A 12,215-nucleotide genomic window follows, 5' to 3' on the forward strand; every position below is an offset into this window, starting at 1 on the left:
TACGGCCCCTGCAGGACGTGACCATCACCCTCGCCGGCCAGCAGATCACAGCCACCCCCGAACTCACCGACGACGCCCGAACCATCCTTGATGCACTGACACACTAAAGAGGTCCAACTCAGGTTCAACACACAGAGCGTGCAACCGTCACAGTGCGCAAACCAGCGCCTCCGCCGCGCAGCTTCAGGTCTCACTAGAGGAGCGCACGCACATTGCTCCCGCGAAACTTGTTCCGACTAGGGTCATAGGTCGGCATGAAAGCAATCAAGTTACCCAACTGCAGAAGAGGCCATTGCATTCGATCGAGAAGATCGCTCGCATGAAAGAAGTAAGACTCTCGACCTGCTCTAATGAACCCATACGATTTGCCCGCCGGCAATGTCTCCACCAACCCAGTCATTCGCCCCTCTGTCACCGCCGGAGCGACGAGGTAGGACCGGCACGTCACCGCCAATCCCTGCGCGACTCTGCCTAGGTACTCCGCCGATCCTTCCGCCTCTGCAATCCGATCACAAAGTCCAGATAGGTGATGAATCCAGTCGTCGAACTGAGCAGTCCTTACGTTCGCCGGCAATTCAGCAACAGCCTCAAAACATCCTTCAAGAAGTCCCAGAGCTTCTGACGCCATGCCGCGATTTAGCTCATACTCGCCCCCGAACGTCGCAGCGCGTAGTAGCAGTTCAAGAATCTCGCCCCATTGCGCTCGATTGGGCTCCTTCTTCGTTGCCGCAGCCGCGGACCCAAGAGATAACTCATATGAGCCTTCATTAAAGTGTGCGTTACCAATCCTAAGATAGATCTCACAGCTATCAGGATCCAGTCGAGCAGCTTCCTCGAAGTGAGCGCGTGCGACCTTAATCTCAATGCCTTCCTCCTCGAGAAATGCAGCAAGATGGTAGAGCGCCAAAGGCTTACTTTCAGTATCCGAGAGCTCCACCGCCTGCTCGTAAGCAAGCCTAGCCGAGACATTATCGCGCCGCAGAGAATGAACATAACCCTCGACGCGCCAGGCTTCAGAGTATCCGGGCGACAGCTTCTGCGCTTCGATGCAGGAAGCCAACGCCTGCTCCAGCTTTCCCGCCTTTGTCTCACGCATGGCTTTGGTTAGCTGACGAGCTGCCGGGGCGTTACGGAGATCGCGAATTGCAACAGTCCGTGGATCGAACTTCTTGTCGCGCTGCTCACTGCCCCGCTGTAGACGGCTACTCAGGTTGAGCAACTCGAGGTGCTTAGCAAGAACTTCTTCACGGACACGACTCGTAACCGGATTCCTCTTCGCCAGATACTCGTACGCGAATTCGCCAATCTCATATCCGGCATCGCTATTGACGCCCGAAACGTGCGTCATGCTGACGAAGTTACTCCGCATCAGGTCCAGAAGAGACATTTGAATTTCAGAAGCCGACATATTGCTAATGAATGCAAGTTCACCCTGATAGCGCACACCCCGGAGCACTTGCATGCTCTGCAAAACCCTGTGCGCACTGGGACTCAGCTGCTCGTAGATGTTCGACATGCAGAAATCCAGGAGTAGCTGACTTGTGGCGACCATGTCAGACGGGCGACGGCCGGCTTGGACCCCAGAAACGACCCACTTCACATAGAGCGGATGTCCTTTAAACTTCTCAACGAGCTTTACTCGTCCCTCTTCGTCGAGGTCCTTCAACACCTTTACGTTTCGACCATGCGCGAGCGACATCAGCAAAGCCTTCGACTCGCCATTCGTCAGAGGGTCGAGCTTGACGTCGTTCTCCTTGAACACGCCAATCCTGCTAGTCATAAGTACCTTCGAGCCGCTGGGAATCTCCCTAAGAAACTCCCTGAGCGGCTCATCAGAGACGGTTTCAAGGTTATCTAATATCAACAGAACCTTGAAAACTGACATGTACTCAAGGAGAGCTTCCATCGGGTCGTCGTCCTCGCCCGCACCTAGCTGACGAACTGCCTCAGAGAACATCCCCAGACTATCTTCAATCGCGCTGCTAATTCTTTCAATCTCATTGACTGTAAGCTGCTGGCTCTTGGCCGTAACCCAGACGACTGCCTCAAACTCCGACTTGGGCTCGTCCAAAAGGTCGTAGGCCAGCTTGAGCGCTAGTGCACTTTTCCCAATGCCACCATCTCCAAGAATGGAAATTGCAGGCCATGAGCCGAGAACATACCGCTTCAGCTTCCTCAGTACGGCCGCTCGTCCTAGAAACCCGGTCTCATCGAAATCCGGTGTCGGAAGGTTATGAAACGGTTCGTTTACGGGGTCACTTGGCAGTGCTACCCTCAACCCCAAGACCGAGGACGGGTCTTCTGCGATCTGCGCAATCATCCTCTTGGTTGCTTGCCAGTGAGCTGGGGCTGTGGCGACCAATGCTCGCGAGATATCAAGTGTTCGAGGCATATCTTCGATCTCGAGCGGGCGATTATGTGCAACCCTGTTCCGCGTCTGCGTGAATAGTCCGAGCTGACTCGCGGTGCTTTCAAGAGAAGCCTTAAGGTCATCAGAAAGGTATTGCTTCTTTGAAAGGAGGTATTCGTGCGTGTCGGCGTAATCGAGATATTCGATGAGCGAGTTCGCACCTTGGATCGGAGAGATGCGATCACCTGAACGCCGCGCTTCCGCCTTCGCAAGCACTGCGTCTGACAGTGGTGCCTCACACAGAGCCTGAGTCTCGGCGACCGCGGCCCTTGAATCTATCTCGATAGCGGAGATGAGGGCGAAGCAGGTTAGACGGGCTGCGTTGAACATGATCCGCTATCCATCCTTTCGAATTGGACTACTGACACGTTTCGTTCTTGGGACTGGGTCTGGCGTCTGAACTCATGGTGATCAAGACGAGAGAGGGGCCAGGTTTGCACTGCGATCCCAGGATACTGGGCCGAGTCGCGTCCGGTCGGTTCTTGAGTAGCGTATGGCCTTGACGCACGCCGGGTTCAAGCAGGTCGCGTTGGGCGCGAACAAGGAGCACCGAAGCCCGCAGCGAAGCGAGGAGCTGAGGGCGCACGCAGCTTCGTCGCCGCGGCGGCGTAGCCGCCCTTGAAGGAGTAGGGAAAGTTCTCACGAGCGAGCACTCGACGTCGAGACCGCCAGTGGACTTGCGGGCGCTGGCCTCGGGCCCTGTCGTCCGGCAGGAACTCCCGAGGTCAACTTCTGACACCACCGCGATGGTGCAGCTACGCGTTCGATGATAGCGGGGCGGAGCTGACGGGGCTCGTGTGTCGGGAACCTCCACGGGCAGCACGCCCGCTTCCCACTCCGTGGCGATAACTGGCGAGGGTGCTCTCCCCAGATGACGCGCGCTTGCTTCTGCCCGGCGGCGCGCCCGGGAGCCTTCGCGGTAGCCTCCTTGACCAAGGTCCTCTGGAAGGAGCACATCAGTGGGATCCTCTGAGGCAGGTAAGGCGTTCACCAGATTCGGCGAGGAGCCGAGTTCGATTCCTGAGCCCTCTGACCCGAGCGTCGAACTCCGAGAGTGCACAAGGAGGCTCAACGGGCGTCTCGGGCCCACGCTGGTGTCGGCCCTGGCTGGATCCATGGATCCTCAGCATGCCCGTGCGTGGGTGGCGGGATCAGCAGTCCCGAGCCCCTCCGCCGCGCGACGTCTTCGCGCTGCCTACTCCGCCTGGTGCACGGTCTCTGAGGCCGAGGGCGAGGCACTCGCACGCATGTGGTTCACGGGGGCCAACCCATTGCTCGACGACGACTCACCCGTGAACGCCCTCCGGCAAGGCCGCCTCGACGCCGTTCGTCGTGCTGCCACTGCGGTCGAGGATGGCTCCTTCGCCGGGTGATTTCGCTTGACGGCACGGTTGGACGATGCGGCGATCGTCGCATCGCGCGAACCGGGAATGGTCAGCTGCGCACGGCAACGCCCGCTTGTTTCATGGCACGACTCTCGAACTCAAAGTACTCACCGTGTTCTGCACTGAGGCGCGAGAGCGCATGTTTCACAAGGGGCGGCGAAACGTCCGTCAGTGCTCTTCTGCCCTCTACGCTGAGCAAACTCATGTCGGAGTATCCGCGTAACGGGTTCGGGTCGAACCGGGATTCGACCAGCGTGCGGTCGCGCCAGCCCTCGCCGTACATCACGTCGACAGTCTCATCGACGAAGGCCGCGAACGCGCTACGAATTTCCGTACGCAGGCGGTAATCATCCCGCGCCTGGTCGTTCCGTTCGCGGAGCATCTCATCATCTACTGACGCGAAGGCAGTCTCGACGAGGTCGAAGGACATTCGTTCGCTCAGGAGAGACCTGACGGCGTCAACATGGATCGACGAGTATCTGCGCCGCAAGTTCCCTGGCGTGACTCGTTGCCAGCTTGCAACTTCCTGAAGACTGGGCCGCTCGCTCGCAACGGCGTGAGCGTAGGCCGTCAGCAGAGTTCGCAGGTCCTTTGCCTCACCCTCAGACTCGTTCGCAAAGCCGAGCGACGCCAGGAGGAACAGCTCGTCGCGCTGTCCCGACTCGAGCTCCTCCCTTGCAGTTTTGCTCGTCTCGAGCGTGCGCAACCTCAGCTTCTCCGCCAGGTCGCGGATCGGCTCGGGCAGGCTGAAGGAGTCTCCGACCTGCACGTCGGTAGCGGTGTACGAGTACCTCATACCGCCATCATACGACCGCGACCACCTTGTCACTTGACATCTGTCACGCGTCATGTGTCTACTGGTTGCGCAGTTGATCCCAACCCAAGGAGGCCAACCATGGCTGTGCAGACTCGTTTCCCCGTCCAGATGGAGGACGTGTTCCCCCAGGGCGCGTACATGATCGGCGAGGTCACCGCCGCGGAGGACTTCGACAGGAAGAGGGCCGGTGAGGTCGATCCTCAGGTCCGTGACAAGGTCTCCGGCCAGCGCGTCTGGCAGGTCCGGGTACTGGATCCGGACCCCGAGAGTCGGAAGGGGCAGGCTGAGGTGACCGTGAAGGTCTCCTCCGATCACCAGCCCGTGCCGCCCAAGGGGCCGGCCACTGGCCCCTTCCGCGCCGTCGCCTTCGAGGGGCTCACCCTCACGCCGTACGTCGACCAGAACGGGAACTTCCCGAAGATCGCGTACTCGTTGAGGGCCACGGGCTTCGCCGAGGCGAAGGCTTCCGCTCGCACCTCGAGCACCGAGGCGGAGTGATCATGGAGCGGAAGGCGATGGGTCTGCTCAACGTCGCAGCGATCGGGATCCTGCTCTGGCAGATCATCCCGCTCGGCTGGCAGCTGGCGTTCGGGGGTGCGTGAGCCATGCACACCGCCTCCCTCGCCTTCCGCTTCGGCCTCGCCGAGCTGCGGTGGAGTCTCACGGGCCTCTGGGGCCACGTGCGCTGGTTCCACCGGTTCTGGTTCGTCGTCGCGATGTTCACCTGGCTCGCGGCCGACGTACTCGACAGTTGGAAGCCCTTCGCGGTCGTCGGAGCCATCGCGCTGTACTTCGCACTCTGGGCCCGGTTCCAGCCCCATACGTACTGTCGGGCCATCTCCCACCCGCTGACGCGCCGGTCCGTCTGGCTCGACTTTCTCGAGTCATGGCCGCTGCTCATGGAGGAATGCGGGCTCGCGTCGTCCAGCACTGATCGTGAGGGGCAGAAGCGCCTCGTCTGCCCCACCATCGTGAGCAAGAGGTGGACTCGCAACGAGCTCGCCGTCGTGCCCGGACTGCTCACTGGCCAGACCGTCGAGGACCTCCAGAAGGTCGCGGACCGCCTCCGCACGACGGCAGGCGCCACGGACATTCGCGTGACGGGAGACCTCTCCCCCACCCTGATCTTCACGTTCGGCGATGCTCTCTCCGAGATCGTCTACCGCGGGCTCCCGGAAACAGAAGATCCCTGGGATGGCCGCTCGGTGTGGATGGGCATCGACACCAGGGACGACGACTGGTGGCTCCGCATCGCGGGCACACACACCCTCGTGGCTGGTTCCTCCGGCTCCGGGAAGGCATCGCTCGTCTGGGGCGTCACCATCGGCCTCGCTCCCGCCATCACTCGCGGCGAAGCCCAGGTACACGGGATCGACCTCAAGGGCGGCGTCGAGCTGGGTATGGGCAAGGATCTGTTCACCCGCTATGCCGTGACCCCTGCCGAAGCCGTGGTGGTTCTCGAAGACGCCGTCGAGGCGATGAGCGCTCGTCTCGAACGGATGGCCGGTCGTACTCGCCGGCACACCGCGAGTGCGGATGAACCGCTGGTCGTCGTGCTGATCGACGAGGTGGCCGCACTGACGTCGTACATGGAGGACCGCGACCTCAAGAGCCGCGCTCGCACCGCGATTTCGCTGCTCTGCTCCCAGGGTCGCGCCGTCGGCTACACCGTGGTCGCCTGCCTCCAGGACCCCCGGAAGGAGACGATTCCGAACCGGGGCCTGTTCACCCAAATGGTCGGGCTCAGACTGCGTGATCGCGAGGAGACCTCCATGGTCCTCGGGGACGGCGCGGTGGCGTCCGGAGCCCTCTGCCACAAGATCCCGCTCGCCTCTCCGGGGATCGGCTATGTGGTCCCGGAAGACGGTTCGGAGCCGATCCGCGTGCGCGCTGCGTTCGTCGATGACGACCTGATTCCGGCAGCGGCCGAACGGTTCCCGGCCCCGTCGACGATCCCCGTCGTCGTCCCGGAGCCCACGGAGAAGCCTCGTAGCTCGCGGGCTCGCGCTCGGAGCAAGTCGGATTCGGAAGGAGCCGCATCGTGATCGACTCCGATCTCTACGCCCTCGATGTCGAGGACCCCACCGCGCTGACACGGATGCTCTCTGACGGCTTCGAGGACTGGTCCAAGCAGGCCGCCTCGACCGGGTTCTGCTCCCGCCCGGTGCGCCTCTTCGGTCAGGCGCGCACCTTCGATCGCAGGTCCGGCCAGCACCTCCACACGTTCGACAGCCGCGACCTCCCTGACAGCGTTCTCTACGTCCGCTGCGGCAATCGGCGGGCCTCCCGCTGCCCCTCGTGCTCGCATGAGTACCAGGGCGATATGTGGCACCTCCTCTCCGCAGGTGTCTCCGGCGGGGACAAGGGGGTCCCGGAGAGCGTCTCCGCTCACCCGCTGGTGTTCCTCACGCTGACCGCACCGTCGTTCGGAGCTGTGCACTCGTCGACTCGTCCAGGTGCCCAGCCTCGGCCGTGCACCGTCAACGCAGCACCGGGACTGTGCGAGCACGGTCGCCCTCGTCGGTGCGCCGAGCACCACGCCGCTGATGATGCTCTGGTCGGTCAGCCTCTGTGCCGGGATTGCTACGACTACGAGGGGCAGGCAGTCTGGCAGTGGCACTGCCCTGAGCTGTGGCGTCGGTTCACAATCCGCCTGCGCCGTCTCGTCGCGACGCACCTCGGCATGAGCGAGAGGGCCTCGAGGGATCTCCTCCGCGTGCAGTTCGCCAAGGTCGGCGAGTACCAGAAGCGCGGCGCGATCCACCTGCACGCGCTGGTCCGGCTCGATGGGGCACCGACGGACGACGAGCCCTTCCCCGCTCCCGCCATCAATGTCACCGCGTCCTGGCTTGCTGAGCGCTGTCTCGAAGCCGCGCAGGTCGTTGAGGTCGATGCTGCGCCGGTCGACGGCAATGACTCCGCTCGTGCGCTCTGCTTCGGGCGTCAGGTCGACGCTCGCCCCGTCCAGCGACACACAGACGATGGCGGCGACGTCTCCCCCGAGATGGTGGCGGCCTACCTTGCCAAGTACGCCACTAAGGCGGCTGGTGATGTCGCAGCGGAGGGCGCACCGAATCGCCATCTCCAGCGGCTGCGGGAGACCTGCCTCGAGCTGTGTGGGCGGGCGCTCCTCGCCGAAGGTTTCTCCAGCCCCTACGCGCTGCTCGGGAAGTGGGCTGATGCCCTGGGTTTCCGCGGTCACTTCGCGAGCAAGTCCCGGCGGTTCTCCACGACTCTCGGCACACTCCGCGATGCGCGGCGCAAGTACCACCGCGACCGCGAGCAGCTCGAGACCCGCGACGAGCCGACGGCGACCGATGACTCCTGCGACGACACCGAGCACACCGTCGTGATCAACGAGTTCCGCTTCGCCGGCCAGGGCTGGCTAACCCCCGGCGATGCCGAGCTCGCCCGCTCTGCTGCCGACGCAGCACGCGAGTGGAAGGACTCTCGCCGCGTCGACCGTCGAATCCATGAGAAAGGAAAGAACAATGGAAAAGCTCTGCTTCACCGCTGATGAGGTCGCTGACCGGCTCAGCGTCTCGAAGACACGGGTGTACGACCTGATGCGTTGCGGCGAGCTGCCCAGCGTCAAGCTCGGTCGCTCCCGCCTGGTCAAGGCCGCCGACCTTCTCGCGTACGTCGAGAGCCTCGAACCGGCCCCTGTGGTCGCATGAGCCGCGCAAACGGTGAGGGCAGCATCTACCGGCGCAAGGACGGTCGGTGGGCTGGTGCGGCGTACGTCCTGACCCCGGACGGCATTCGTCGGCGTAAGACGGCGTACGGGAAGACTCGCAAAGAGGTCAGCGCGAAGCTCGCCAAGATGCAGGAGTCGTCCCGCTCGGGCATCGCGGCGACTCCTGGCCGTCTCACCGTGAAGGCATTCCTGGAAGCCTGGATGCGCGACGTCCAGGAACCGCGGCTGAGCCCGGCGACCTATCAGACGTATGAAGGCTATATCCGGAACCACATCGTGCCCGCGCTCGGCTCCAAGCCCCTGGGTCTACTGACCGCGTCGGGTCTGCGGGAGTTCCTCGGGGCGAAGACTCGGGAGGGCAAGAGCGCGGCCACGGTCAAGCAGATCCACGCGATCATCCGCTCGGCCCTCCAGCACGCCATGCGCGAGGACCTCGTCCCTAGGAATGTGGCGAAGCTGGTCGTGGTCTCCAGCCCTGCCCACCGGGAGGTCGAGCCGCTGACCCCTGAGGAGGCGAAGAGGCTCCTGAGGGAGGCAAAGGGGCACGACTGGGAAGCCTTGTGGACCCTCTACATCGGGCTCGGGCTGCGACGGGGCGAGGCCCTCGGGCTCCGGTGGAGCGATGTCGACCTCGAGAGCAGCCGTCTGCGGGTCGTGCAGTCCCTTCAGCGCTCTCGGGGTGAGCTGCGCTTGAAGAGCCCTAAGACGGACACCTCGCGTCGTCGGATCGTGGTTCCGTCCTTCTGCATCGACGCTCTGCGACGTCACCACTCCTCCGAGCGAGTGAAGCTTGCTTCGCTCGGTCTGCCCATGGACCCGACGACGCTCGTGTTCACGTCCCAGGCCGGTACGCCGATCGAGCCGCGCAACGTGAACCGCGCCTTCGAGGCGCTCCTGAAGAAGGCGGAGCTGCGCCGGGTCAAGCTGCACGACCTCCGGCACACCTGCGCCTCCCTGTTGCTCGCCGAGGGGGTCGCCCCGCGGGTGGTCATGGAACTGCTGGGGCACTCCGCCATCGCGGTCACGATGAACACCTACTCGCATGTCATCCCGGCCCTCCAGGACGAGTCCGCGCTGCGGATGGACGCGCTATTCCGGTAGCCTCCCAGAGGCCCCATTGCACCATGTGAGCCATGCTGTCAACACCAAGGCGGAAAAATTGAAGATGCAATCAGAACCCACTGAGGCCAACGTCCTCGGGAGCCCGAGTCGCGCTCACGGACCTTGGACTGAGTTCCCCTATCCAGCCTTCTGGGTCGACCGCTTCCCCTCGACGTCCTCGGCCGACCCGCAGTTCATGTCCGTGGTGTACGACGAAGAGCGGCGCATGCGGTGGTTAGACGCTGACGACGAGCTGGACGTCGCCCTCCCGAAAGCTCTTGCCGCATCCCGGTCAGAGGGCGGCGAAAGCGCAGTGGTGTACCGCTACCTGATCCATCGGGGCTCCCCTGACCCCGACGCAACGTCGAAGTGCTCGATTCTGATCGACGGGTGGTACGAACTGTCGACGCTTGGCATCGCCGCCTGGGTCAGTGCCGTCGAAGTTGCTGCCCCGACCCCACTCGCAGATTAGAAGGGGCAGCCCGGTCGACTTGCCTGCGCCGGGTAAGGCCCCGGGAGCCCGGCTGGACGCTCCGCAGACTGCGACCTATGAGCCATGTAGGTGGGACTGCTGCACGGATAGGTGACAGTTGCGGTGTTATGCCGCCAGGGTGACGGTCGGGTTCATGATGGTCTCGTATTCTATGGGGGTAAATCGGCCCAGGCGGGCCTGCCGGCGGCGTCGGTGATAGGTGCGTTCGATCCAGCTGATGATCGCGATCCGGAGCTCCTCGCGGGTCCGCCAGCGACGCCGGTTCAGCACGTTCTTCTGCAGTAGAGCAAAGAACGATTCCATGGCCGCGTTGTCCCCGGCGGCACCGACTTGGCCCATCGATCCGATGAGGTGATGACAGTTGAGAGCGCGCACGAACTTCCGCGCCCGAAACTGCGACCCGCGGTCGGAATGCACGATGCATCCCACTGTGTCACCGCGTCGCGATACGGCGCTGTCCAGGGCGTTCACTGCGAGGCGGGCTTTCATCCGCGAGTCCATCGAGTAGCCGACGATCCTCCCGGAGAACGCGTCCTTGATCGCGCAGAGGTAGAGCTTGCCCTCATCGGTGGGGTGCTCGGAGGGGGCACCTCCCGCTTGCGGGGGAATGTCGGTCAGCCACAGCTCGTTGACGTCATCGGCGGTGAAGTCCCGCTTGACGAAGTCATCGTGCACGGGCGGGCCCGGCCTCTCGCGCTTCTTCCCCCGCTTTTTCCCGAAGGCGGAGTACCACTGATTGTCCCGGCAGGTCCTCCACGCGGTCCGCTCACACATCGACTCCCCACGCTCGGCCGCTTCACCAGCGAGGCATCTGTGCCCGAACTCGGGGTCGTCGCGGTGCGCGTCGAACAGCGCGTTCGCACGGTAGGCCTCGACCAGCTCGGTCTCGGTGACCTGTTGTTTCCGCCAGCGGTAGTAGGGCTGGCGGGAGAGCTTCAGCGCCCGCAGGGACACCGTGACACGGATCTTGTCGGCGGCGAGCTCGCTCACGAGCGGGTAGAGCCTTTTGACGGCAGGTTCGCCTGGGACAGGTAGGCCGCTGCGCGGCGGAGGACCTCGTTCTCCTGCTCCAACAGCCGGATCCGCTTACGGGCATCACGCAGCTCGGCCGACTCCTCGCAGGTCTTGCCGGGCCGGTTGCCGTCCTCGATGTCGGCTTGGCGCAGCCATTTCTGCAGCGTCATCTCGTGGACGCCGAAGTCCTTGGCGATCTGCGCGATCGTGACGCCCTCCTCGCGAGACCGGGCCACTCGCACGACATCGTCGCGGAACTTCTGGGGATAGGGAGCGGGCATGGTGCACATCCTTCCGGGCCGCCCAGCGGGCAAGCCAGATCAGATGTCACCTATCCGTGCAGCAGTCCCACTTCCTCGCCTACTTCGACCGCTCCAGCACCAGCCGCGGTACGCCAGAGGCCATCGACGGCCTCCTCGAGCACCTCCGCGGCACCGCTTCGGGCTACCGCAATCTCACCCATTACATCATTCGCTCACTGCCTCACACCGGAGGGTTCATCCCCCTGCTACCCCCTCAAATGCGACGAGCCGCCAAAGTCCCCAACGTCGACCGCACGAACAAACTCAGCGTTGCTAAACGTTGACTCAAGCCTCCCAGGGCTTGCCGACAGTACTAATACCTGGTCACAGAGCCGGGCTACCTCTGCGGCGTCATGGCTAACCATGATAACAGTTGCACTGGTGTACTTAAGGAAACCTTCAAGCATCTCATGAGCAGCAGCTTTGCTCACACTGTCGAGTGCCGCAAAGGGCTCATCAAGCAACACCAAGTTCGGCTCACAAGCCAGAGCGCGGCACAGTTCCACCCGCTTGCGCATCCCCCCAGACAGCTCAGCTGGACGGGCGTCATCCCAGCCCCTTAATCCCACCATCTCAAGTAACTCCAACACACGCCTCTTCCGCCAAGCCCGTTCCATACCGGCTATGCGAAGCGGAAGCTCAATATTCTTCGCCACACTCAGCCACGGATACAACGCCTCATGCTGAAACATCACACCCATTCTCGGCTCCACAGCTCGTCCCGAGATAGAGAACCAATCCACATTACCGGCGGCGATCGGAAATAGCCCGGCAAGCATCCGCACCACCGACGATTTGCCGCAACCAGAGGGGCCAAACAGCGCAGTAATCTCACCTCCGCGTGCAACGAAGCTCAAATCTTCCACAACAGCACTATCACCAAATGACAGTGTCACTCTTGATACTACCACACGGCATCCATCGTCACCCACTGCGCTTTTCCTCCCAAGACCCCAATACACCCGATAGGCCATCCCATACGGAAGCTGAAATGAA

General features: G+C 62.8%; 9 protein-coding genes and 1 pseudogene. 6 read left to right on the top strand and 4 right to left on the bottom strand.

The window, feature by feature from the left end; genetic code table 11:
* Positions 1–193: 193 nt before the first annotated feature.
* Both AC5020_RS16605 and AC5020_RS16610 read right to left on the bottom strand, forming a co-directional pair.
* Positions 194–2,740, bottom strand: coding sequence for a tetratricopeptide repeat protein (locus tag AC5020_RS16605; protein ID WP_464989097.1), 2,547 nt, complete (start codon positions 2,738–2,740; stop codon positions 194–196).
* 1,104 nt (positions 2,741–3,844) lie between these two features.
* On the bottom strand, positions 3,845–4,591 hold the full coding sequence (locus AC5020_RS16610) for a hypothetical protein (protein ID WP_464989098.1): 747 nt from the start codon (positions 4,589–4,591) through the stop codon (positions 3,845–3,847).
* A 99-nt stretch (positions 4,592–4,690) separates the two neighbouring features.
* On the opposite strand from AC5020_RS16610, the gene AC5020_RS16615 reads away from it, so the two are divergent.
* The 5 genes from AC5020_RS16615 to AC5020_RS16635 all read left to right on the top strand — a co-directional run bounded on the left by AC5020_RS16615 (position 4,691) and on the right by AC5020_RS16635 (position 9,410).
* Positions 4,691–5,110, top strand: coding sequence for a plasmid replication, integration and excision activator (locus AC5020_RS16615; protein WP_464989099.1), 420 nt, complete (start codon positions 4,691–4,693; stop codon positions 5,108–5,110).
* A gap of 107 nt (positions 5,111–5,217) precedes the next feature.
* The gene (locus AC5020_RS16620) at positions 5,218–6,657 is read left to right on the top strand and encodes an FtsK/SpoIIIE domain-containing protein (RefSeq protein ID WP_464989100.1); all 1,440 of its coding nucleotides are present in this window, start codon (positions 5,218–5,220) and stop codon (positions 6,655–6,657) included.
* Complete coding sequence (locus AC5020_RS16625) at positions 6,654–8,129, top strand: replication initiator (protein WP_464989101.1); 1,476 nt, start codon at positions 6,654–6,656, stop codon at positions 8,127–8,129. The genes AC5020_RS16620 and AC5020_RS16625 overlap by 4 nt, the downstream gene beginning before the upstream one ends.
* On the top strand, positions 8,104–8,289 hold the full coding sequence (locus AC5020_RS16630) for a helix-turn-helix domain-containing protein (protein ID WP_181869305.1): 186 nt from the start codon (positions 8,104–8,106) through the stop codon (positions 8,287–8,289). The genes AC5020_RS16625 and AC5020_RS16630 overlap by 26 nt, the downstream gene beginning before the upstream one ends.
* Positions 8,286–9,410, top strand: a complete 1,125-nt coding sequence (locus AC5020_RS16635; RefSeq protein ID WP_464989102.1) for a tyrosine-type recombinase/integrase — start codon at positions 8,286–8,288, stop codon at positions 9,408–9,410. The genes AC5020_RS16630 and AC5020_RS16635 overlap by 4 nt, the downstream gene beginning before the upstream one ends.
* 598 nt (positions 9,411–10,008) lie before the next feature.
* Here AC5020_RS16635 and AC5020_RS16640 read toward each other — a convergent pair.
* A protein-coding gene (locus AC5020_RS16640) for an IS3 family transposase (RefSeq protein WP_464989103.1) occupies positions 10,009–11,198 on the bottom strand; the annotation gives its coding sequence in 2 pieces (ribosomal slippage) (positions 10,009–10,911 and positions 10,914–11,198; 1,188 coding nt in all).
* Between the two features lie 74 nt (positions 11,199–11,272).
* On the opposite strand from AC5020_RS16640, the pseudogene AC5020_RS16645 reads away from it, so the two are divergent.
* A pseudogene (locus tag AC5020_RS16645) lies at positions 11,273–11,437 on the top strand (ISL3 family transposase); the annotation flags it as partial.
* On the opposite strand, the gene AC5020_RS16650 reads toward AC5020_RS16645, so the two are convergent.
* Positions 11,426–12,193, bottom strand: coding sequence for an ABC transporter ATP-binding protein (locus AC5020_RS16650; RefSeq protein ID WP_464989104.1), 768 nt, complete (start codon positions 12,191–12,193; stop codon positions 11,426–11,428). The pseudogene AC5020_RS16645 and the gene AC5020_RS16650 sit on opposite strands and share 12 nt — an antisense overlap.
* Between the last annotated feature and the right edge of the window lie 22 nt (positions 12,194–12,215).

The organism is Brachybacterium sp. SYSU DS0246, assembly GCF_059391765.1.